Origin of the sequence: Caulobacter sp. D5, from assembly GCF_003185805.1 — a bacterium.
In the GTDB taxonomy this organism is placed as follows: domain Bacteria; phylum Pseudomonadota; class Alphaproteobacteria; order Caulobacterales; family Caulobacteraceae; genus Caulobacter.
This window is the reverse complement of the sequence record NZ_QHJY01000006.1, coordinates 1-20,738: the sequence shown is the minus strand read 5'-3', so window position 1 is coordinate 20,738 and position 20,738 is coordinate 1. Positions and strand designations below refer to the sequence as shown.

Sequence of the window (20,738 nt, the reverse complement as noted above, 5' to 3'; positions counted from 1 at the left end):
TTCGGGTACTCGCGTTGACCGAAGGATTGGACGACGTCGTTGGTTTCGAGGACGCCGCGCTCGACGGCCGGAGCGGCTTCGTCAGCCGAGGTGGGGGTTTTTGCCAAGGTTCTCACTCGGGGTTAGCGGCCGCGTCGGTCGCGGCCTTGATCATGTTCGGAGCTGCGGCCACGGCGGCCTGGCTCATGGCTGCGTTCTGCTGGTCAGCTTGCTGCTGCTCAGGAGACTTCAGGATGCTGTCCAGGCCTTCGACGGCGTAGCCCTCGCCGAGGCGCTTCAGGACTTCCTCGCCGTTGATGAACGACATGGCGACCTGCGGGCCCAGCATCTGGGAGGCATCGGCCAGGAAGGCGCGAATGCGGTTCACGGCGGCGGCCCGGCCTAGGGCGTCGAAGCCCGTGACGATGTTGGGGTGGACGGCCGACGGCAGGGCGGGAATGCGCTGCTGGCGGGCACCGATGTGGAGGAAGCGGCGAACCAGGGGTAGCTGCATCTCAGCCGAGAGCACGCTGTAGGTCCCGCCCAGGGTCGTCTCGAGTTCTTCCGCGACCATGCGGACTTCCTCGGCGGTCACCCGCTCGGCGTTGCGCACGGCGGAGGTGCGGAGGAGGAAGGCGTTTGAGACGCGCTGCTCCAGACGCTCGGCCAGCGTGGACATGACAGCCCAGTCCTGGGACTTCTCCAGCTGGAGGAATTTCACCTTTTCGTGGTAGCCCGACATGAAGGTGCCGCTGTCGGCTTCCATCAGTTCGTCGATGTCGATGCCGGAGTTCGGATCGACCATCCCGATGATGCGGGAGGCGACGGTGGCGAACTGGACCATCGCCTTCGTCAGGTCTTCCAAGGACAGGATGTCGCCGATGTACTCGGTGACGTGGGCCCGGCCGTAGTCGGACCCCGGGACCATAAGCCAGCGCAGGGGCATCCAGCCGGAGGCTTCCGCCGGGGCGGAGCCCTGGGAGCCGGGGACCACCAGGTCGTTGATCTCCTGGTGTTGCTCGACGCGGTCGCCGAGCCGGCGGACCACGGTGAAAACCTCGATCGGCTTCTCGTCGCTCGTGTCGCTGGTCGTGACCTTGCAGGCGGCCCGGACGTCCTCCGAGAGGACCGAGGGGAGCACCTGCTCGCGGACCACTATGGTCACGAAGTTGCCGGTGTGGTCGCGCTTGCAGACGTATTGGTCGAGCCGGAAGAACCGGGGGCGATCCTTGAGCGGGATGTGGACCAGGCCGTTGCCGGCGACGATCAGGTGCCGCAGGGCCTCGTTCATGATCGGGCGGATCGTGACCGCCTCCATCATGGAGTAGGCCGTGCCGGCGATCAGCGACATGCGCATGTTCGCCTCGCCCAGGTCCGCCCCGAGTTCACGGGCGGTCGCCGCATCGAGCTGGAGCCGGAAGAACGGGAGGTTCGGCGGGAAGAGGGCCAGCAGTGAACGGGCGGCCAAGCTGGCGACGCCTCGGGCGCTGACGGAATTGTAGGGCTGGACCGAGACGAAGTGCTCGTTCTGGCCTTCGTCGGGGATCATCCCGGGGATCGTGAGCGCGGAGGCTTCACGCGCCCGTTCCAGTACGGTGGAGCGGGCGGGGGTAAGGGCGTTGTACTCCGCCCTCGCGGTCGTCATCAGGGGGCTAGGTGCCGATCTTGTTGCCGAACAGGCCCCGGATGATCTTCAGCTGTGCGGCCTGGGTGGCGTCAGCGGTCGAGCTGGCAGGCTGGACCGTCAGGGGCGAGGTCGCGGGGGTGGTGGGGTTCTGGGTGCCGGCGGTGTTCCGGTCGATCCGCAGGGATCGGAGGCCGGTGGAACGCGATCGGATGATCGGGTCGATGCCGTCGAGGTAGGAGTTGCGGAGCACCGGGGTGTCCGTCTCGGTCGCGGTGGCGACCTTGGCTTTCTTAATCAAACACATCGGGGGCGTCCTCCCGGCGGCGGGAGGTCTCGTAAGCGTCTTGCATCGTCAGGTAGACGGCGCGCTGGGCGAGGTCCCAAGTCACCTGCCGAGGGTCATCCGTGGGCGAAGGGCGGGGCTCGGGGAACCGGCGGTCGAGATCGGCAAGGAACTGCTCGACGGTCTTGGGGAAGAGATTGGGTGAGCGGGGCGGCGGCGGTCGGCGGCGCATGGGCGTCCTCGAAAAAAAAGCCCCCACCGGTCGAGGACCAGAGGGGGCTTCAGGTGTGCTAGGGGAGAGAACCAGCAGTCGTCGCCTTTCAGGCTCCTAAGACCAGCACTAATTCGGGGCTGGCGGAGACCACAGGATCGGCCGGCCGTTCCACTCGTCGTGGCGGAGGATGCGGGCAAGACGTGCCTGTTTCAGCGCGTCCTTCTCCTTCAGGCCGGCCTTGGCGTAGGCCGAAACCACAGAGGCCCACGGGCTTTCGCTCGGGACCAGTTCCCAGGTGGTGCGGATCACGCCCTTGTTCGGGCCCCGGGTGATCTCCCGGTGGACTGGGGACCACTTCAGGCCCTCGTCGAGCAGCCGGGTGGCGATCACGTCGCCGGCCCCGGGGCATCCCGGGTAGCCGTCCGTGCTGTCCCCGACCAGCGTCTGGTACAGGTGGTAGCGATCGGCGAACTCGGGCGTGATGGTCTCGACCTTGGGGCGGTCGAGGTGCGGCCGGTACAGCAGGCACGGGATGGTCTGCATGTCCTTGTCCGCCGAGACGATGATCCGCTCCTCACCTGGGTGGGGTTCGGTGGCCATGATGCCCATGATGTCGTCGGCTTCGAGCCAGCCGCGCCGCTCGGTCTCGTAGTTCTCGGCCAGCCACTCCTTGATGTCGTAGAGGTGGACCGGCCGTTCACTGGTGCGGTTGCCCTTGTAAGTCGGGCAGACCCGCTTGCGGAAGTTGTTGAAGTCGTCCGAGAGGCAGATGACCGCCCGGTCGGCGTCGAGGGTGTCCATCAGGGCGTCGATGGTGTCCCGGGCGTGGCGCTTGGCTTCCTCGAAGTCGGCCACGGTGGACGTCTCGCCGTCGCCCCAGTCGTAGGCCTCCTGGGTGGAGGCGCTGGCGCGGAAGGCGATGATGTCCGCGTCGATGAGGAGGGTCCTCAAGAGGCCGGCACCAGCTGCGATGCGCGGACCTTCACGTGGACCAAGCGGCCCCGATCCATGTAGGTCGTGGTCAGACGACCGCGAGAGGCAAACTCCCGCATCAGCGCGGGGTCGCGGTCATGGACCGACACGTACACCCGGTCCACGTAAAGGCCAGGCTGCTTGCTCATTGGCAGGCCTTGTTGGCCGCTTCGAGCTTGGCCTCGTAGCCCTGGCGGACCTTGCGGTCGGCGTGCAGGGTCTTGGTCTGGGTGAAGATGTCCGCGCCCGGCTCCAGGGTGTCGAAGGGGAACTGCGGCTTCTCCACCCGCTCCAGGCGGCAGGCGACGGTGAGGGTGGGCTCGGCGGGCCGGTGGCCGCACCCGGTCAGGACCAGGGCGGCAGCGCCGAGGGCGAGGATGCGGCGCATCACTGGGCCACGAGGTCCACGAAGATGACCTCCACGCCGCGCTCGGCCTGCTCCTCGGCGGTCAGCTTGTGGTAGCCGTGCCGCTGCATGTGGCTGTTGTAGACGTAGGCCTTCTGGAGGTCGGGCGTGGACTGGCCTGCCCACACGTCGCGGCCGGCGGCGTAGTTGCCCTCGGCCCGGCCACACTGGGTTCGCGTGAAGCGGACGACGTAGTTCTTCAAGGGCGTTCCTCTCGGATGATGCTGTCGGTCAGCGCCTGGGCCGCATCGCAGCGGTCGGCGGGGGCCGGGGTGGGGAGTTGCAGGATGGTGGCGGCCTGCCGGTTCAGCCCGGCGGCGATGGTGTTGGCCTGGGCCAGCTGGGCCTTGGCGCTCTCGGCGCGGAGGTCCGAGAGTTCCTGGGCGTGGCGGATGTCCAGCTGGAGGCTGACGACCTGGGCCTCGGCCCTGTCGGCCCGCTTGCTGGCGGACTCCATGCCTGCCCCGAAGAAGCACGCGACGAGGACGGCGAGCGCCGCGACGGCCAGGAGGAACTTGTCGATCATGTGGGGTCCGTGAAGCTGTCGCCGTTCCAGTCCAGCCCGGTGTCCATGCAGTCGGAGCAGGCGTTGCCGGGCAGGCCGGTGTAGATGCCGGGGCCGCAGGACCGGCAGGTCTGGAGTGACGGGGCGCAGGCCTCGAAGTCGCCGAGCAACTCGTGCTCAGCGCGCAACTGGCCGCACCGCGCACAGCGGTCGAGGGGGCTCATGCGTCAGGTTCGTCCTTGACCTTCGCGCCGATGCCGAAGCCACCACCCGCGAAGATCGCGGCGAGGCCGGTGCCGAACTCGACGGCGTTGAAGTGGGCCTGGTTGGCGACGACGTCCCAGCCGGTGAAGGCTAGGACGCCGAGGCCGCCCAGGATCATGCCGACCCGGATGGGGTCGAAGCTGACGCCGTCACGGGTGGTGACGAGGTCGTTCAGGAAGTCGGGGAGCTTCATGGGTTGGCAGGAGTGCGCGTCTGCCGGCCCGACCGGGTGTGGGCCTTGAGGCCGATCCGGTAGAAGTCGGCAACACACTCCAACTCCTCTAGAGTGGCGTCGTTCTTGATGCGGTTCGCCCGGCGACTGACGACGATGATGTTGCCGGGGACGTACCCGAGGTCGGGCACGATGCGGTCGAGCGACGGGGAATTGTCGCAGCCTCCCTTCCGGCCGAGGCGGCGGAACAGCGGGATGCCCAGGACTGGGCAATGGGAGGGGATGACGATGTCGGCGGCGATGATCGTGGCCGGCACGCCCGCAGCTTTCGCCCGGGATCGTGCAGCGGTGACCATCAGCCGCCGGGGGTCGTCAGTGGGTTTCGGCCCAGTTGTCGCCGATGTCGAAGGCACCAGCGAGCGGGCAGCGGAGCCCGAACGCAACGCCTGCTTCGGCGATAGAGTCTGCCGCGATTTGACCTGCTTGTTGGGCAAGTTCCTCACGTACTTCGATTTGGAATTCGTCGTGGACGTTGGCGCAGAAGCCGTAGTCCACGCCGTGGACCCACCCCAGGGCCGTGAAGGCCCGGAAGCAGATGACCAAGGCCTTCTTCATGACGACCGCGCCGCCGCCCTGGAGCAGGGTGTTGAGCGCAGCGTGGGCGCTGCGGACGTGCAGCTCCCGGCCGTCGAGGGACTTGATGTAGCCCCGCTTGGCCTTGTCCTTGATCAGGTCCTGTAGCTTACCGAGGGCGGGTAGGCCTTCCTCGATAGAGCGTCGGGTCTTCAGCCCCAGGCGAGCCAGGGCTTTCTCACGGGGGTCACCCGGGGCCCAGCGCGCATTGAAGGCGGCGCGGCGGGCCTCGCTCATATCGTCGTAGACGATGGAGCCGAGCTTGAGATTTCCCGCCCCGTAGAGGTAGGCGTAAATCCACGTCTTGGCGTTGTCGCGCTTGTTCAGCCCGAGCAGACGCTGGTTGACGGTGTGGACGTCGGTGCCGTCTTCCTTCCGGCCGTTGGCGACCGTGTTGGCGTAGGCCCCGCCGTCGAAGCGGGCCATGTAGTGGCCCAGCATCCGCAGCTCCAGGCCCTCGGCGTCGCAGCCGACGAGCTTGAAGCCGGGGGCGACGATGAAGAGGGCACGGCAGGCCTCGCCGTAGAGCGAGCCGACCTTGGGCACCTGGGCGATGTTGGGCGAGCTGTGCGTCATCCGCCCGGTCACCGCGCCGTTGGCGTTGACCCGGCCATGGATGCGGCCGTCTCTCCTCACGTGGCCGAGCCAGGCTTGCTTGCCGGTGGCGAGCTGCCCGATCCGCTTATCGACCGTCAGGTACTCAACGAGGAGCTTGGCCTCGGGGTAGTCGAGGCCGTCCAGGGTGGTTTCATCGACCTTGGGCTTGCCGGTTTCCGTCAGCTCGACCGGGGTCCAGCCGAACAGCTTGATCATCCGGTCGGCGATGTGGTCGCGGGAGCCGGGGTTGAAGACGATCAGCTCGACGCGGGTGGCCTTGCAGCCGGCCACGTAGCCGAACTTCTTGTTGTCCCGGGCAGGGTCGATCAGGTCGTGACGGCCCAGCTTCCGCTTAGGCGCGTACCAGGGGAGGAAGACCTTCCGCAGCTCGTCGGAGAGCTGGGCGTGGCGAACCTGCAGAACATGGAGGAGGGCGTCGGCGGCGACCTTGTCGAACAGGAAGCCGTGCTTCTCCTGAAGCCGGATGATGCCCGCGACGGCGGTCTCCAGCTCTAGGGCGTCGGGCGAGAACCCCTTGCTGTCGATCTTGTCGAACAGCACGACATTCACGACGACGTCCTGCTCGCAGTACTCGTCCATGTCCGGCGTGAACCGGCCCCAGACGAAGTTGCGGATCTCGTCGCCTTCCAGGCCCAGGGCCCTGGCCTCGGCCTCCTTGGCCGGCCCGTAGTCGCCCTTGTATTCCCCGAGGCGGAAGCCCCAGGCCGACAGCTTATGCGTGCCGGTGAGGCGGTCGCGGATGAACTCCTCGGGCCGCTTGTTCTTCTTGATCGCGTTGGTGTCGATGTCGAAGAGGTTGGTCCAGATGACCCGGGCCTCGACGAGGGAGTCCCGCACCTTCCCTTTCGGTTCAAACCACGGGTAGAGCTTCTGGATCGCCGGGATGTCGTACCCGATGACGTTGTGACCGCCGATGCAGTCGGCTTCCATCAGGAGGACTAGACCCTCTTCGATGGTGCCGGCGCGCGGGGCAGGGGTGCCGTCGGCGTAGAAGCCGGAGTTGAACCGGCGGCGACGACCGGTGAGGCGGTCCACTACGTTGACGCAGTGGATCACGGTCATCTCTTCGATGAAGCCGTCGGCCTCGATGTCGAAAACGAGCAATGAGGCTCCAAAGAAAAAAGGCCGCCCCCGGAGGGACGGCCTTTGGTTGCGGTGGGGGTGGGAGGCGGGGCCTAGGCGGCCGGGCGCTCCTCCATCTCGATCAGCATTTCGAGGAAGTGGCGGGCCTTCTTCAGGTCTTGGACGCCGCCCTTTTTCCGCCAGCGGCTGACGTACTTGACGACGCTGCCTTCGATGAACGGCAGGCCGTTGGCGTGGATGAACTCCACCGGCTGGATGGCGCAGTCCTTGTAGTGCGCGCCACCGACCTGGGTGGTCAGCGCGCCGGCCGGGGCAGAGGGAGCGTCGGCCGGGGCGATCGCGAAGCGGTCGCTGGAGAAGCTCTGGGTGCGCCCCTCGATCTCCAGCGAGAGGCCGTGGGAGTTCGTCACCGTGAAGACCGTGTCCGCCGGCAGGTTCCACCGGGGGCCGGACGTCGAGATCGGCTGCGTGCAGACGACTTTGTCGCCGCGCTTGAAGTCAGAGGTCATCAGAGGTTTCCGTACTGAAAGGGCAGTCGTTGTCGCCGTCGAGCGAGCACTCGATCATCCGCCCGGTCTCCCGGTTGAACGTCAGGCCGAGCAGGGGGCCGACGGCCTCGCCATGCTCGCGGTCCTTCAGACCCCGGAGGGTCGTCGGGCTGTCCGGCTCTTGCTTGTTGCGCTCCAGGCCGATCATGGCGTGGGACCACCGGGCGATGGCGCGGCTCCCGGTGAAGTGCTTCTCCAGCACCCGGCCGCCTTCCTCGTGGGCGGTGCCCTGAGGGGTGGTGAGGTGGGAGACGAGGTGGATGGTGAAGTCGTAGGTCTCCACCAGGCCGCTCATGTCGGCCATGATGGCGTCCAGAGCCCGCCGCTCGTCTTCCTCGCCGGCCACCAGGGCAGTGAGCGGGTCGATGAAGATGTCGCGGACGCCCTCGGACAGGACGAGGTACTTGATGTTCGCCTTGACGCTGTCCCAGTCCTTCGCGCCAAAGCAGTCGATGGGAAAGAACAGGCCGTCGAACGTGTCGATGGCGGCGCTGATCTCCTCGTCCGTCACGATGACGTCCGGCTTGTTCAGGCGCTTGCCGATGGCCATGCCCGCCAGCGACCGCAGGGTCTTCGCGGGGTTCTCCTCGAAGAGGATCGTCCCGACCTTCCGGGGCGGCGGGATGGGGATGCCGAGATCGCCGTGGTCCTCTAGGAGGTCCGGCCGCATCGCGGTCAGCATCAGCTGCTTCTGGGTGGTGGTCTTGCCGGAGCCGACGCCAGCGCCCCAGGCGTAGATGTAGCGGCGTTGGATGCCGTATGTGCGCTGGGTCAGCGTGCGCCACGGCCAGGGCAGGCCCCAAGCCTGGGGCGCCAGGGCCTTCTGCTTGAGGTCGGCGACCGTGCGGATGCCGTCCGGCCGATAGACCTTGGCCCCGAACAGGGCGTCCACCAGCTCGGCCGAGCGGTTCGCCATGACCATCTCGCTGGAGTCCTTCAGCGGCAGCTGGGCGACGAACACCTTGCCCGGGCTGAAGAGGCCCACGACGTCCTCCACGGCCTCGCGGCCGGGCTTGTCCATGTCGAAGCACAGGACGATCTTCTCGAAGCTTTCGAGGAAGGCGGTGTGCTTGGAGAGGTCGCGGCGGGCGGCCGAAGCGCCGTTCGGGAGGGAGACCACGGGCCACCGAAGGCCGAGAGCCTGGGCCGCCGAGAGGGCGTCGATCTCGCCCTCGGTCACCACGATCATCTTGCCGCCGGCTCGGGCCTGGCGCTGGCCAAACAGGCCGGCCGCCTTAGGGTCACCGGCCCAGGTGAAGGCCTTCTCGTTGTCGCGCTTGTAGCGGACCTTCTGGGCGACGAGTGCGCCCAGGTCGTCGTAGTAGGGGGCCAGGTGGCACTTGCGGCCCTGGTAGGTCCCGATGCGGTAGCCGTACTTCTCGCACGTGTCGCGCGTCAGGCCTCGCGGAGAGATCGCTTCGATCTCCCCCGACAGTAGGTCCATGCGTCCTCTTGGGGATTGGGGGCGGGGGGAGGCCTCCTGGCCGTCCCCCCTCTTGGTCACACCGCAGGCGAAGCAGTGGGTGTGGCCGTCGCTGTACTCGGCGTTCGCATCCGACGATCCGCAGTCCCCACAGGGGACGTGGCGGACGAACTCGCTGTCCCCGTCAGCCACTAGAGGGCGAAGGCGGGCTCAGGCAGTTCGAGCTGGACGTAGAGACCGTCCACGCGGGCCGGGACGCCGAAGGCACCCGACAGCACCGCCTCGCGGTAGCGGTCGAAGCGATCCTCGGCATCCCGGCGGCGGAGAACTTCGTGGCCGGCGAGCGCCCGGGCCTTCTCGATCGTGTCGGTGGCGACGGCGAGGGCGTCCTCGGCGCGGCGCAGCTGGGCGGCCGGTACGAAGCCGAGGTAGCCTGCCAGGATCACGACGAAGCGGCGCATCAGCGAGCGCCCTTCTTCATGCGCCAGGCCGGCACCTTCCGGCGGCCCGCGCCGGCTGCGAAGGCTTCGAGCGTGACGGCGTAGGTCCCCGACAGGGGGACCTCGTCGGTGTGGGCGAAGGTTAGGGCCTTGGTGATCAGGGCATCGCCGAACGCGGCGCGCATGTGGGTGCTGGTGCGGACCAGCTCACGACCTTGGTTGTCGCGCTGCATCAGGCGGCCTTTCGGACAGACTTGGTGAGGAAGGCGGGCGGGTTCGGGAAGGCTTGCTTCCGGGCGACCAGCCGGTACTCGGCGAAGGGACGGCCCAGGGCGTCCTCGCGGGTCACCGTGATGATCTCGCGGCCCTCGGGGACGAGATGCCGATGGCTGGTGCGCAGGCGGCGGATCACCATGGGCAGGTAGAAGTAGCCGTGGGCGGTGTGGGCGGCGGCCGACGTGATGCGGCCGACGGTGATCAGGTGGTCAGCGACCACTTCGTTGCGGGTCTTGCTCATGTGCCTCTCGAAAATTCTATGGATTAACGCAAGTATCGGAGTCAGCTGTTCGCCCAGGCGATCAGGAAGGCGATGCCGATGATGACGAGAAGGGTGAGCGGCAGGCCGATCCAAAGCGGAGCGAGCACCCACCACCACGACCACGTGATGAAAGCGGCCAGCTTCAGGCCGATGAACAGGAGGGCCAGCAGGCCGCAGAAGGCGAAGGACATGGGGTTCTCTCAGGCTCACCAGCCGAGGCGCGGGTCTTGGAGGTAGACCTGAACCTGGCTGCGGATTTGGTTGCGGGGTTTGCGGCCGGCGGCCTTGGCGGCCCGGCTGTTCGACAGGCGGCCGAACCAGCGCCAGCCGGGGGCGTTCGCCGAGGTGCCGCGATGGAAGGCGCGACTGTCGAACCACACCAAGCGGTTCGAGGGGGCGTAGACCGACACGAGCGAGCACTCGGCCAGGGCGTTGGTGACGGCCTCGTCGTAGACGTCCCAGACATTGCGGTCGGAGCCGACGGGGACCTCGGGGAACGACCAGGTGCCGACGGCGAATTCGGTGGGCGAGACCTCGCCGCCGATCAAGGCCAGCACATGCTGGGCGTTGTCCGGGTTCGAGAGGTCGGGCTGGCCGTCGGGCCTGGTGCGCGGCACGTCGTCGAGGTGCCAGCCGGGGATGCAGGGCCACATGCCGCGCATCAGCATGTGGACGCGGGTGTCCAGCACCCCTTCGATCGCGTCGATGTCGGGGTTCACCGCTTCGAGGAAGGCCCGCGTGATCGGCCCACCGTTGTCGTAGGCGAACCGGGGCGAGGCGGAGAACAGCATGGTCTCGGCGGCGATCTCCTCCTGGGAGAACGCGGGGAGCGAGGCCCCGACCCTGAACTGGGAGAGGCCGGTGAACGTGTTGGTCATGGTTTCCTTCAGGGTCGGGGGTGGAGCTAGGTGTAGGCGGGGTGCTCGACCGGGTGGCCGGCGTACCAAGTGCCGGCATCGAAGGTCGGGCACTCCTTCAGCCACTCGCCTTTGGTGACCTTGCCGTCGCGGTTGCGGTCAGGACTCAGGTCGCGGTGGCCGAGGATCACGGCGTCCGGGTAAGCGTGCTTCAGGCTGTCCAGGGTGTGCCGCAGGGCGGCGTACTGGGCGTCCGTGAAGTTGGCTTCGGCGGTCTTGCCGTCGGGCTTGACGCCTCCAACCATGCAGATGCCGAGCGAGCGGCTGTTGAAGCCCTGGACGTGGGCACCGGGCACGGTGTCGGCCCGGCCCTTATCGACGCGACCGTCACGCCGGATGACGTAGTGGTAGCCGATGTCTGCCCAGCCCTGTTGCATGTGCATCTGGCGAATTTCCTTCGCGCCGATGTCGCGGGTGACAGGGGTGGCCGAGCAGTGGACGACGAGGAAATCGACGCGCTTGATGGGCATGAAGTTCATGCGGCTCCGTACTGGATGATGACGGCGGTGTGCGCAGGCTCGCCCTTGGCGGCCCAGCGCTTGGTCGTCCGCAGGTCGTGGACCTGGGTGTCGTCCTTCCAGACCATCTCGCTCGTCGTCAGGGCGTCGAGGATGGTCTTGGCGAAGTTGTCCACGTCGCCCTTGGGGGCGCGGAGCTTGGTGGTCTTGGGAGGCGTCGCGACGCTCTCCACGAAGATCGTGACCGGGGCCACGAACAGGTCGTCGCCGACCCGCTCGATGGTGCCCTTCACGAACTCTGCGATCTGCGCCTTCAGGTCCACATAGGGTTTCTCCATGTAGACCTGGGCGAACTTACCGATGACCCGCACCCTAGGGCGCGGGCTCGGCATGGGCTCAAACGGCAGAACGAGTTCGACCTTAGAGGTCATCGTCCTCGCTGGGGTCGCGGTCGCCGGTCGAAGTCTGGTCGGCGGTGTCGGCCACGCCGTCGGTGATGTCGTCACCGTCCTCTTCGTCGAAGCCGTAGTCGGCCCCGCTGCGCTCGCCGAACGAGGACAGCTTCAGGATTTGGACGGCGTCCAGGCGGAGGGTCACGTTGACGGACTTGGTGTCCTCCTTCAGCGACGCCCACGGCACGACGAAGCACTTCAGCACCGAGCCGCCACCGATGATCGGCGGGTTCTTCAGCTGCTCGCGCTTGGAGTTGAAGTACTTCGGGACGAGGAAGTAGGTCTTGCCGTCCTTCCGCGAGACCACGCGGTGCTTCATGGCGACCGTGATCAGCAGGCGGCCGGTTTCGTCGCCCGTCTCGTTGTCGATCTCCGGCTTGCAGACCGGGCCCTTCACCATCTGCTTGGCGACGGCCATCTTCTTCTGCTCGACCAACTCGGCGTACTTGCGGTCGAACTCGGCGTCGCGGATGGCCTCCAGCTTGGTGATGAAGGCCTGGACCTCCGGGTCGTCAGCGTCGAGCGCCAGCTTGGTGTGGAAGCGGCCGTCGGCGTTGTACTTCGTGTCGGCCTTGTTCAGGTGCGGGTAGATGGCGACGCCCTTCGGCGTGCGGATTTTCTCGTCGTGCTTGCTCAAATGCGTTCTCTGTTCTTACGCAAATTTCAGGTGTAGGGGCGGAGGTTCGGCAGGTGGTCGCGGCGGTAGACGACGAACTTGCCGGTGGGGCTTTTCAGGACGGCCTGCTGGTCCGAGAGGGCGACCAGCTCGTACTTCGAGTTGGTGGGGCCTCCCCAGGTGACGGCCATGCCGGGCTCCAGGCGAACGGCCCGGCGCACGGTGCCCTTGAAGGTGCTGGTGCGGGCCAGGTAGCCGATCGGGCCGCGCTCGGAGCGGACGCGGACGTCACCCTCCCCGTCGGCCGGGGCCAGCACCTCGAATTCCTCGACGACGGCGACCTTGTCGCCGACCTTCAGGGATTTGAGGTCGATCGCCTCGGGGCCCTTGACCCACTGGGTGCTGGCGACCTTCGGCTGCGGCGCGGCGACCAGGGCGAACCGGTTGGCGTAGAAGTAGCCCGTGCGGTCAGCGAGGTTGACGTAGGCGATGCCTTCATCGGTGAACGCACGGGACACGACGTACTCGACGTCGCGGAAGATGCGCTCGGTCGGGCCGTTGAAGGTGCTGTTCGCCCGGGTACAGCGGACGCGGTCGCCCGTCTTGAAGGGGTGGGTCATAGGAACTCCGATGTCGGGAGGGGCCGGCTAGTGCCGGGCGTTGACGCGGTCGATGTCGCGGTCGAGCTGGGCTAGGTCGTAGCCCTCGGCAGCTAGGCGCATCTGGGTGTCCGATGAGACGACGCCGTCGGTGCGGTGCTCCAGCACGGCGTCGTTGAACAGGCGGCGGACGTACTGGTTCATCGGGCGACCACCACGGCCCAGAGGCTCGCGAAGGTGTCGCGGACGCCCCAGCGGCTGCGGAGCACGTAGCGGTCCAGAACGGGCTGGACGACGCGGCTGCTGAAGCCCTTGATCAGCGCGCCGACGCCCTCGCCGAGGACGTAGAGGATGGCGAGCGGGACCATGAAGGCCAGGGCCAGGGTGTAGATCGCGATGCCGCGCAGGGCGTAGGCCCGGGCCAGCATCTTGAAGTCCCGGCGGTAGACGCGGGTGTACCAGTAGATGTCGAGCATCCACGGGCCGACGTCGATGTAGAGGCCGTTGCGGCCAGTCGAGATGGCGAGAACGCAGCTGCTGTCGGAGCGGCCGGCGTTGATCTCGACGTAGGGGTAGCGGAACTGCATCAGCGGTCCTTTCGGGCCAGCTCACCCGCCGCGTAATCGCGGATGGCCTGGACGTGGTAGGAGAAGGGGCCCTCGGCCTGCGCCATCATTCGGCGGGCTCGCTCGATCTCTTCGTGAGGGTCGAGCCGGAGGGCGTCACAGGTGACGGCGGCGGCGAGCATCAGGGCCCGAACTTGGTCGCTCGGGTTGATGTGCTGCATCCGGTCGATGATGCGAAAGGCCGGCTCCCGAAGGATGCCGACCTCGCTTGCCGTCCGAACGCGGTCGGCGATGCCCTGCATCAGCCGATCGTCAGGCGGTGGGTTGCGCTGAGCTTGAAGCCGGCGCCTTCAAGGGCGCGGCGTTCGGCGAGGCTCAGGGCGTACAGGTAGAACGTGCCACTGCCCTGGCCGATGTAGCCGAGGGCGATCTTCTGGCCGCTCACGGTCGCCGAGAGGGCCGCGTCGCCGTCGGCGTCTACGGCCAGGTCCAGCGCTACCACGTCAATGGGGGTGGTGGGGGTGGCGAACTTCATGGGTCTCTCCAGGGTCGAAAGCGTGTTGCTCCTAAGGGCAGCACTAATTGCGAGTGCGTCAGAGCATTAGATGCTTTTACGCAAACATCTCACGCAAAGACGTAGTCCGAGCGCAGCACCTCCGAGAGATCGAGGGTGCCCAGCGGGGGAAGCTCGGGGATCAGTTCGGCGATCTCTGGTGGGAGCTGCGCCATTAGCTCGTCGCGGAACCGGGCCAGGACGTTTGGGGTGTACTGGGCCACGAAGGTCTCCTTCAGGATCATCGCCAGGTCGGCGGCGTCGGCGGCGTGGGTGCCGAAGCTGTCGTGGATCACGGCGAGGCTGATAATACCTGCTCTTACGCAAGTATTGGCCACGGCCATGAGGTGGGCAGCATCCATCGAGTGGACGAAGTTGGGCGCGATGCCGTTGACCTGGGCGTTCCGGTTAATCCCCTCCGCGTGGACGGCGGTTACCAGCTGGAGCCGCTTGGCTCCGATGAAGACGTTGACCGTCTCCGAGGCCGTCGCTCGGTACATCTGAAGGACCGGCAGGCCCATGGGGGTGGTCCACCAGATCGGCTGGCCCGAGGTCGTCGCGATCTTCGCCGCATTCCGCAGCCACTCCATGGCGCCCGAGGCGGCCACCACGGTCTGCTGGATGGCGTCCCACATGACGTAGGAGAGGGCCATGGCAGACTTGTAGTTGTCCGCGCCGGCCAGGTGGGGCAGCTCCGCCTTCTTCGCGTGCTCCTTGTCCACCTCGCGCAGGGTTTGCAGGATCATGTCGTGCATCCCGAAGCGCGTCGCCGAGTAGACGTAGGTCATGCAGGGGCGCTTCGCGATCTTGCGGCTTACCTTCCCGCCGGCCCAGGCGCGCAGTTCCTCCGAGGTGGAAGTGTCGGCCATGGCCTGGGCCTTGGCAGCGACCTGGGCGTAGACGTCCTGCGGCTTGTCGGACGGCAGCAGGTTCACGGCGGCAGCACCGACGGGGTCGCGGAGCATGGCCGAGAAGTGCTGGAGCCCGGAGTTGGAGCCGTCGAGGGCGATCGGGGTGTGCGAGACGTAGTCCCCGCCGTCCTTCATGTACCCCGCCCAGTCCACGCAGGCGGCCAAGGCGCACCAAGGGCTGTCTGCCGTGGTCCAGAACCGGGCTCCGTCGAGCGGATCGTCGGCGCTGTCGAGCAGCAGCTGGGTGTTGGCGAAGACCCAGTCCACGCGATCCTTGAAGCTGACCTTGTCCACGCCGAAGAGGTTGGCGATGTGGACGGCCAGCCACCAGGCTCCCGCGTCGCCCAGGGGCTTGCCCTCGGCGAACTGGAGCAGCGCCTTGCCGCTGTCGTCGGCCTGCGGGTGCGGGCCGCCGGTCGGGATCGGGTAGATGCGGCCCCGGAAGTCCAACTCGTGCGGGAAGTAGATCGCCGCCTCGGCTTCGAACTTGTCGGCGATCCACAGGCGCTGCTGGAAGGACAGCCGCTTGGACAGGGCCATAGCGTTCGCCTGGTGGACGATCGCCGCCTCCCGCTTCCAATCCTTCAAGAGCGAGGGGTCTTCCTCCATGCCCTCGGGCTTGGCCGGCAGTGGGACGTCGTCCCGACGGGGCAGGCCGCCCATGTCGCCGCCGCCGTCCCAGACCTCCCGCATGACCGACAGGACGGTCTCGTTGATGCGCCAGGCCGTGTTCTGGACGGCATTGACCGCGTCGTAGACGGGCTTCATGTCCACGTTGCGCAGCTCGGTATGGTACTTGTCGTTCCACTGCTTGACGAGCCGCAGGCCGGGCCGCTTGGTCAGGTAGCCGCCCCAGAAGGGCGTGCGCCAGGCGCGGGGACGGACGACCATCGGCAGGTGGATGGGCTCCAGCAGTTCACAGCGGGCGTGCTGGCGCTCCAGCCACCCGGCCAGGGCCTCGGTCGGGCGGAGGAAGTAGGTGTCCCGGCCGGACTTGTTGGGGCCCAGCTCCATGACGAAGAGGTCCGACGACGAGATGAACAGCTCGATGGCCTTCAGGCCGATCTGAAGCTGCTCGGCTTGGGGGACCTCCAGGCGTGCGCCCTCGTTCGCCATGATCTCCTTGATGGCCTGGCGCTTCTTCGACGAGGAGCCACCCTTCTTCTGGGCCTTCACCAGGCCCTTGAAGCCGGCCTTGTTGGCGGCCTTCAGCTGGACCATCTCGATGTGCTCGATGATGGACGCGGCGACGGCGTAGGCCGTGGTGGTCACAGGCAGGCGCGACGCGGCGGCGTTCACGACAACGCGGCCGGTTAGGTAGGCGGCCTCTTGCGCGCCGGCCAGGCACAGCACGCGGTAGGCCTTGGGCCGGCGGCCTGCGCCGCCTTCGCGGACCCGGTCGAGGAACTCGGTGATGGCGGCGGCGGCCGGCTCCAGGGCCAGCTTGAGCAGCTGACGGCCGGGCGGTAGCTCCGCCTCCTCGATGACCGAGGACGTCTCGGTGCGCCAGGGCAGGGGGCGGGAGGATTGGTATCGAGCGGCCCCGAGCGCGCGGCTCTCGTTTTCCAGCTCCAGCTGGCGGGCGATCAGTTCTTTCAGGGTCTCTTGGGTGTGAACCACGGTGCTCTCCAGGCATGAGTCCGCCATCCCGTCGGCTGGTGGGCCGCAGGTGGCTTTTGGTTGGACTTTTGGTTTGACCTCTGGGTGGGCCTTAATCGGCCCCCTAAGGGCAGCAGTAATTAGGATTGCGTGAGAGCGTTAGATGCTCTTACGCAAACATCGGTTACGGATCGGGTCGAGGGGGGAACATGCGTCGCTGCCAGATAGTTGCGTTGACGCAAGTATCTGGTCCGCAGCGTGGGCGCAAGGGCGCTTTGCGGGTAGGGGTTAAGTCAACGGGCCGAACGCTGCCCGTCTCCCGAAGGTATCAGAATAGGGCGCGCACCGCGTCCCAGCCCTGGGTCAGCCACAGCGATCCAAGAGCGAAGCCCGCGATTACGAGGGCGGCCCCGGCGATCTCAACTAGGTGCTGACGAATGGGCGTCACAGGGTGCCTCGGGGGTGTGCCTGAGGCCGGCTCATGGTGTGCCGAATGTGCCAGGAAAACCCCCGGCACACCCTGTTCGGCACCGTGCCGACGGCCCAGTAGGCCGAAAGCGAGGATTTCTTCAATGAAATCAACGCAGAATTGGCGGAGAGGGTGGGATTCGAACCCACGGTGCCCTTCCAGGCACGCCGCATTTCGAGTGCGGTACATTCGACCACTCTGCCACCTCTCCAGGGGGTCTTCGTGGCTGGCTTGGGGCCGGCCTTGAGTGAGGGCGGGATACCTATCCGCGCCGCCGAAAGAGCGCAAGAGGCTCCGGTGCGCTTTTCTGTCTCAGGGCGCAATTTCCTGCGTCGGGCGGCGGCTTGATCCGCGTCCGGACCGTGGCGGCTCAGGCTTTCGGGTAGAGAACCATCTGGGTGCAGCGGAAAAGGGCGATGGTCTTTCCCGTGCCTTCGGCCGTGACGACGGCGTCCCAGACCTGGGTGTTGCGGCCGCCGTGGATCAGTTTGGCCTCGCAGGCCACGCCGCCGTCGCGGGCGGTGCCCAGGAAGTTCGACTTCAGCTCGATGGTGGTGAAGCCGGTCGCGCCCTCGGGCAGGGAGACGACGCAGCCATAGCCGGCGGCGCTGTCGGCCAGGGCGATGACGGCGGCGGCGTGCAGGAAGCCGTTGGGGGCCATGTGGTGGCGGGCGACGTCGAAGCGGCCGCGCACCAGGCCCGGCTTGGCCTCCAGCCATTGCAGGCCCAGGTGGTCGGGCAGGCTGCCGGCCTGGACGGCGGTGAGGTTGGCGCTCTGGTCGTCGGCCATGGCGAGGCCTCCTAATGCTTCACGTGCGAAGTATTAGGCGCGCCGAGGGCGATGAAGGCAAGTCCGTTTTTAAAGCGAACTGATATTCCGCGACGGAAAGCGAACGCCGGCCTCGTCGGGATAGGGCAGCTTGCCCGAGCGGACGGCGACATCGAGGGCGGCGATGGTCAGGGCCGAGGGGGCGGGCTTGTCGCCGGCGCGGCGGGCGACGAACTCGGCTTCGGCCACGGCGTCGCCGGCGTCGGGATTGGCGGCCTTCTGGGCGGCGACGGTCGTGTCGGCGGCGGCGACGTCTTCGCCGGCCCAGCTCGACAGCAGGCGGGTGTCGTCAGGCAGTGAGAGCAGCTTGCGGGCGTCGGCGAACAGGCCGGCCGCATCGGCGCCGGGGGCGTCGCTGTCGGGCAGGCCGGTCGCCAGGCCAAGGGGAAGTAGCGCGTCGCCGACGAAGACCACGTCGCCGGCCTTGTAGGCCACGGCGCCGGGCAGGCGGCCGGAGAGGGCGATGGGGTGGAACTCGATCCCGCCCATGATCAGGGGCTCGTCGTCCTCGCGGGCCAGCTTGTCGAAGTCCCAGCCTTCCAGGTCGACGCCGTCGGCGCCGAGGGCCGGAACCAGACGCTGCAGGCTTTCCAGCACGTGGGCGCCGATGGCGACCGAGGCGCCGGTCTCGTACTTCAGATGGCCGGCGGCCGACAGGTGTCCGGTGTGGACGCCGGTCTCGAGGATCCAGGTCGGGCCAAGGTCCTTCTCACGGATGTCGGCGATGATGCCGTCGACGAAGGCGGTCGAGGTCTCGCCGGTGGCCGGGTCGAAGTCGAGCACCGGATCGACGATGGCGCACAGCAGAGTGGCCGGATCGGCCACGAGATAGGTCACCCGCCCCGTGGCGGCATGGTGATACGCAGTGATGTCCGGCTGCATGCTTACGCCTGAAGGTCCCCGATTGCCCGGCACCATGACGGCAAGCCGTTAAGCTTCGGCGAACGCCGGAACGGGAGTCTTACGGACGGTCGTCGATGTCGCAGGGGCGCTGGGCGCCGCGCATCTCGGTGGCCCACAGCGGTTCGATATAGCGGCCGTCGTCGGCGCGGAGGCCGCTCGCACAGCGTTCGGCGGCCGAACCGCGACCGGTCATGTCCAGCGACAGGGCGATCGACTGGCTCTTGCCGCCGCGACCATAGCCGTAGGGGCCGTAGCCGAGGCCGCCATAGCCGTATCCCCCATAACCGTAGCCGTCGTAGCCATAGCCGCCGCGGCCGTTCTTGCCGTACTCGGTCTGGCTGACGGCGACGCCCAGGGTGCCGGTCTCGCCGACCGGATAGTAGGCGGTGACGCCCATGTGGCGATAGCCGCCGGTGCCGACGCCGACCTCGACGCTGCCGTGAATCTTGCGCTTGGTCGGACCGTCCTCGTCGGCGCGCGTCAGGTTCAGCGGGCCGCTGCTGTCGTCGACCGTCTTGACCGGCGAGGCCTTCAGCCAGGCGTCGATCTGCTCCTGGGTGGTGAGCGGACGGGTCGCGGCGGGCGCGGCCGGAGCAGGCGCGGCTTCGGCCTGGGCTTGAGCCTGGGTCGGGCTCGTCGTCGTCTTGGCGGTGGCGACCACCTCGTCGTCGGCGCCGGCGGCGAAAGCCATCACGGGCGCGGCGAGCAGGGCGAGTGCGGGAACGAGGCGGGCGGCGAGGGACATGGGACAAATCTCCAGCCCTGTACCGATAAGCGGGCGGCGAAGCTGAATTAGGGCGCGAATATTGCTCGGACGCAAGGCGGTTCAACGCTTTCGGCGGCGCGCCCGGCTGGCGCTTTCCGAGGTCCAATACTCAGGTGGGAGCTCGAATTTGCCGCGCTGGTCGAACGCGCGGTCGCCGCGCAGGGCGCCGGCCCGGAAGAGACGCCAGCCGCGCCAGGCGACGAAGGTGACCCAGGCCAGGGAAGCCGCCGCGACGATGATCCAGCCGGCGAGCGCCGCAGGTGGAGCCAGGTGCGGTCGCAGGAAGGCCATGGCGAGCACCAGCAGGCAGACCGGCAGCGGGGCGGCGGCGGTCCGCGGCTTGGCCAGTTCGCGATCCACGAAGCGGCGAAAGCGCAGGTAGGTGCGGCCTCTGGCCATCGGCTACAGCGCCTCCAGCCCCGCCTCGACCGCGGCCATGTCGGGCGGCAGGGGCGTTTCGAAGCGCAGGGTCTGCCCCGTCACCGGATGGACGAAGCCGAGCAGGGCCGCGTGCAGGGCCTGGCGGGCGAAGGCGGTTTCGGTCAGCACCGCCTTGACCGGGGCCGCCGGGGCGCCGGCGCCGTAGATGGGGTCGCCCAGGCACGGCGAGCCCTTGCTGGCCATGTGCACGCGGATCTGGTGGGTGCGGCCGGTCTCCAGTCGACAGGAGACGCGAGCGGCCAGGGGCTTGGCCCCGTCGCCGCCGAAGGTGCGCTCGACCCGATAGTGGGTGGTGGCCTCGCGGCCGCCGCTCTTCAGAACCGCCATCTTCTTGCGGTCGTGCGGCGAGCGGCCAAGGCGCGTCTCGATCGTGCCGGACGAAGGCTGCGGCGCGCCCCGCACCAGGGCGACGTACATGCGGTCGATGTCGTGGGTCGCGAACAGGGCCGACAGGCCGCGATGGGCCGCGTCGCTCTTGGCCGCGACCATGACGCCGGAGGTCTCCTTGTCGAGCCGGTGGACGATGCCGGGCCGCGCTACGCCGCCGACGCCCGACAGGCTGTCGCCGCAGTGGGCCAGCAGGGCGTTGACCAGGGTGCCGGTCTCGCTGCCGGGGGCCGGGTGCACGGCCATGCCGGCCGGCTTGTCCACCACGATCAGGTGGGCGTCCTCGTAGAGCACGCTGAGCGGGATCGCCTCGGGCTGCGGGATCGCCGGGGCGGGCGGCGGTTCGACGACGAGATAGTCGCCGGCCTGCGCCTTGGCCGAGCCATTGGTGACCGGGCGCGGCTCGCCGTCGGCGTCGAGGCGGAAGACCCGGCCCTCGGCCATCAGGGCCTGCAGCCGGGCGCGGGAGAGTTCGTCGAACAGAACCGCCAGGGCCTTGTCCAGCCGCTGGCCGACCAGGTCGCCCGACAGTTCAGCCGTCAGGCGCCGTTCGCCTCCAGCGGGCGC

General features: G+C 67.8%; 31 protein-coding genes and 1 tRNA gene. All 32 read right to left on the bottom strand.

Going from position 1 to position 20,738, the window contains the following annotated elements; translation table 11 throughout:
- Positions 1–112: 112 nt before the first annotated feature.
- The 32 genes from DMC18_RS00595 to DMC18_RS00445 all read right to left on the bottom strand — a co-directional run bounded on the left by DMC18_RS00595 (position 113) and on the right by DMC18_RS00445 (position 20,714).
- Positions 113–1,624 carry a portal protein gene (locus tag DMC18_RS00595; RefSeq protein WP_110118652.1) on the bottom strand — a complete coding sequence of 504 codons (1,512 nt, stop codon included), beginning with the start codon at positions 1,622–1,624 and terminating at the stop codon, positions 113–115.
- Between the two features lie 7 nt (positions 1,625–1,631).
- Complete coding sequence (locus DMC18_RS00590; RefSeq protein ID WP_146217928.1) at positions 1,632–1,910, bottom strand: hypothetical protein; 279 nt, start codon at positions 1,908–1,910, stop codon at positions 1,632–1,634.
- A 319-nt stretch (positions 1,911–2,229) separates the two neighbouring features.
- Positions 2,230–3,054: an exonuclease gene (locus DMC18_RS00580; protein ID WP_158285815.1), complete on the bottom strand. Its 825-nt coding sequence runs from the start codon at positions 3,052–3,054 to the stop codon at positions 2,230–2,232.
- Between the two features lie 166 nt (positions 3,055–3,220).
- Positions 3,221–3,463: a hypothetical protein gene (locus DMC18_RS00575; RefSeq protein WP_110118656.1), complete on the bottom strand. Its 243-nt coding sequence runs from the start codon at positions 3,461–3,463 to the stop codon at positions 3,221–3,223.
- Positions 3,463–3,684, bottom strand: a complete 222-nt coding sequence (locus tag DMC18_RS00570; RefSeq protein ID WP_110118657.1) for a hypothetical protein — start codon at positions 3,682–3,684, stop codon at positions 3,463–3,465. Before DMC18_RS00570 ends, DMC18_RS00575 begins: the two co-directional genes overlap by 1 nt.
- Complete coding sequence (locus tag DMC18_RS00565; RefSeq protein WP_110118658.1) at positions 3,681–4,007, bottom strand: hypothetical protein; 327 nt, start codon at positions 4,005–4,007, stop codon at positions 3,681–3,683. The genes DMC18_RS00570 and DMC18_RS00565 overlap by 4 nt, the downstream gene beginning before the upstream one ends.
- Positions 4,004–4,174 carry a hypothetical protein gene (locus tag DMC18_RS25790; protein ID WP_158285814.1) on the bottom strand — a complete coding sequence of 57 codons (171 nt, stop codon included), beginning with the start codon at positions 4,172–4,174 and terminating at the stop codon, positions 4,004–4,006. Before DMC18_RS25790 ends, DMC18_RS00565 begins: the two co-directional genes overlap by 4 nt.
- Positions 4,175–4,206: 32 nt before the next feature.
- Complete coding sequence (locus DMC18_RS00555; RefSeq protein ID WP_110118660.1) at positions 4,207–4,443, bottom strand: amino acid ABC transporter substrate-binding protein; 237 nt, start codon at positions 4,441–4,443, stop codon at positions 4,207–4,209.
- Positions 4,440–4,739: a hypothetical protein gene (locus DMC18_RS00550; protein WP_110118661.1), complete on the bottom strand. Its 300-nt coding sequence runs from the start codon at positions 4,737–4,739 to the stop codon at positions 4,440–4,442. The genes DMC18_RS00555 and DMC18_RS00550 overlap by 4 nt, the downstream gene beginning before the upstream one ends.
- 55 nt (positions 4,740–4,794) lie before the next feature.
- A complete protein-coding gene (locus DMC18_RS00545; RefSeq protein WP_199228357.1) occupies positions 4,795–6,777 on the bottom strand; it encodes a DNA polymerase in 1,983 nt (660 codons plus the stop codon).
- A gap of 71 nt (positions 6,778–6,848) precedes the next feature.
- Positions 6,849–7,265 carry a DUF3310 domain-containing protein gene (locus tag DMC18_RS00540; protein WP_110118662.1) on the bottom strand — a complete coding sequence of 139 codons (417 nt, stop codon included), beginning with the start codon at positions 7,263–7,265 and terminating at the stop codon, positions 6,849–6,851.
- Positions 7,255–8,748 carry a toprim domain-containing protein gene (locus tag DMC18_RS00535; RefSeq protein WP_110118663.1) on the bottom strand — a complete coding sequence of 498 codons (1,494 nt, stop codon included), beginning with the start codon at positions 8,746–8,748 and terminating at the stop codon, positions 7,255–7,257. The genes DMC18_RS00540 and DMC18_RS00535 overlap by 11 nt, the downstream gene beginning before the upstream one ends.
- A gap of 170 nt (positions 8,749–8,918) precedes the next feature.
- A complete protein-coding gene (locus tag DMC18_RS00530) occupies positions 8,919–9,188 on the bottom strand; it encodes a hypothetical protein (protein WP_110118664.1) in 270 nt (89 codons plus the stop codon).
- Positions 9,188–9,400 carry a hypothetical protein gene (locus DMC18_RS00525; RefSeq protein ID WP_110118665.1) on the bottom strand — a complete coding sequence of 71 codons (213 nt, stop codon included), beginning with the start codon at positions 9,398–9,400 and terminating at the stop codon, positions 9,188–9,190. Before DMC18_RS00525 ends, DMC18_RS00530 begins: the two co-directional genes overlap by 1 nt.
- Complete coding sequence (locus DMC18_RS00520; RefSeq protein WP_110118666.1) at positions 9,400–9,684, bottom strand: hypothetical protein; 285 nt, start codon at positions 9,682–9,684, stop codon at positions 9,400–9,402. Before DMC18_RS00520 ends, DMC18_RS00525 begins: the two co-directional genes overlap by 1 nt.
- 41 nt (positions 9,685–9,725) lie before the next feature.
- A complete protein-coding gene (locus DMC18_RS26465) occupies positions 9,726–9,896 on the bottom strand; it encodes a hypothetical protein (protein ID WP_199228358.1) in 171 nt (56 codons plus the stop codon).
- A 15-nt stretch (positions 9,897–9,911) separates the two neighbouring features.
- Positions 9,912–10,583, bottom strand: coding sequence for a hypothetical protein (locus DMC18_RS00515; protein ID WP_110118667.1), 672 nt, complete (start codon positions 10,581–10,583; stop codon positions 9,912–9,914).
- Positions 10,584–10,609: 26 nt separating this feature from the next.
- The gene (locus DMC18_RS00510; RefSeq protein WP_233245182.1) at positions 10,610–11,101 is read right to left on the bottom strand and encodes an N-acetylmuramoyl-L-alanine amidase; all 492 of its coding nucleotides are present in this window, start codon (positions 11,099–11,101) and stop codon (positions 10,610–10,612) included.
- Positions 11,098–11,472 (bottom strand): RusA family crossover junction endodeoxyribonuclease, encoded by a 375-nt coding sequence (locus tag DMC18_RS00505; RefSeq protein WP_158285813.1) that lies wholly within the window; start codon positions 11,470–11,472, stop codon positions 11,098–11,100. The genes DMC18_RS00510 and DMC18_RS00505 overlap by 4 nt, the downstream gene beginning before the upstream one ends.
- Before the next feature lie 28 nt (positions 11,473–11,500).
- Positions 11,501–12,169: a hypothetical protein gene (locus DMC18_RS00500; protein WP_110118669.1), complete on the bottom strand. Its 669-nt coding sequence runs from the start codon at positions 12,167–12,169 to the stop codon at positions 11,501–11,503.
- 26 nt (positions 12,170–12,195) lie between these two features.
- Positions 12,196–12,768 (bottom strand): hypothetical protein, encoded by a 573-nt coding sequence (locus DMC18_RS00495; RefSeq protein WP_110118670.1) that lies wholly within the window; start codon positions 12,766–12,768, stop codon positions 12,196–12,198.
- A 27-nt stretch (positions 12,769–12,795) separates the two neighbouring features.
- The gene (locus DMC18_RS25785) at positions 12,796–12,951 is read right to left on the bottom strand and encodes a hypothetical protein (protein ID WP_158285812.1); all 156 of its coding nucleotides are present in this window, start codon (positions 12,949–12,951) and stop codon (positions 12,796–12,798) included.
- Entirely contained in the window at positions 12,948–13,334 is a 387-nt protein-coding gene (locus tag DMC18_RS00490) for a hypothetical protein (protein ID WP_110118671.1), read from the bottom strand. Before DMC18_RS00490 ends, DMC18_RS25785 begins: the two co-directional genes overlap by 4 nt.
- On the bottom strand, positions 13,334–13,615 hold the full coding sequence (locus tag DMC18_RS00485; RefSeq protein ID WP_110118672.1) for a hypothetical protein: 282 nt from the start codon (positions 13,613–13,615) through the stop codon (positions 13,334–13,336). The genes DMC18_RS00490 and DMC18_RS00485 overlap by 1 nt, the downstream gene beginning before the upstream one ends.
- Positions 13,615–13,848: a hypothetical protein gene (locus DMC18_RS00480; RefSeq protein WP_110118673.1), complete on the bottom strand. Its 234-nt coding sequence runs from the start codon at positions 13,846–13,848 to the stop codon at positions 13,615–13,617. The genes DMC18_RS00485 and DMC18_RS00480 overlap by 1 nt, the downstream gene beginning before the upstream one ends.
- 89 nt (positions 13,849–13,937) lie before the next feature.
- On the bottom strand, positions 13,938–16,397 hold the full coding sequence (locus DMC18_RS00475) for a DNA-directed RNA polymerase (protein WP_158285811.1): 2,460 nt from the start codon (positions 16,395–16,397) through the stop codon (positions 13,938–13,940).
- A gap of 569 nt (positions 16,398–16,966) precedes the next feature.
- A tRNA-Ser gene (locus tag DMC18_RS00470) sits at positions 16,967–17,056 on the bottom strand.
- A gap of 159 nt (positions 17,057–17,215) precedes the next feature.
- The gene (locus DMC18_RS00465) at positions 17,216–17,635 is read right to left on the bottom strand and encodes a PaaI family thioesterase (protein WP_110118675.1); all 420 of its coding nucleotides are present in this window, start codon (positions 17,633–17,635) and stop codon (positions 17,216–17,218) included.
- Between the two features lie 69 nt (positions 17,636–17,704).
- Complete coding sequence (locus tag DMC18_RS00460; protein ID WP_110118676.1) at positions 17,705–18,556, bottom strand: MBL fold metallo-hydrolase; 852 nt, start codon at positions 18,554–18,556, stop codon at positions 17,705–17,707.
- Between the two features lie 79 nt (positions 18,557–18,635).
- Positions 18,636–19,322 (bottom strand): hypothetical protein, encoded by a 687-nt coding sequence (locus DMC18_RS00455; protein WP_110118677.1) that lies wholly within the window; start codon positions 19,320–19,322, stop codon positions 18,636–18,638.
- A gap of 81 nt (positions 19,323–19,403) precedes the next feature.
- On the bottom strand, positions 19,404–19,742 hold the full coding sequence (locus DMC18_RS00450) for a hypothetical protein (RefSeq protein WP_110118678.1): 339 nt from the start codon (positions 19,740–19,742) through the stop codon (positions 19,404–19,406).
- Positions 19,743–19,745: 3 nt separating this feature from the next.
- Positions 19,746–20,714, bottom strand: a complete 969-nt coding sequence (locus DMC18_RS00445) for an RluA family pseudouridine synthase (protein ID WP_233248024.1) — start codon at positions 20,712–20,714, stop codon at positions 19,746–19,748.
- Between the last annotated feature and the right edge of the window lie 24 nt (positions 20,715–20,738).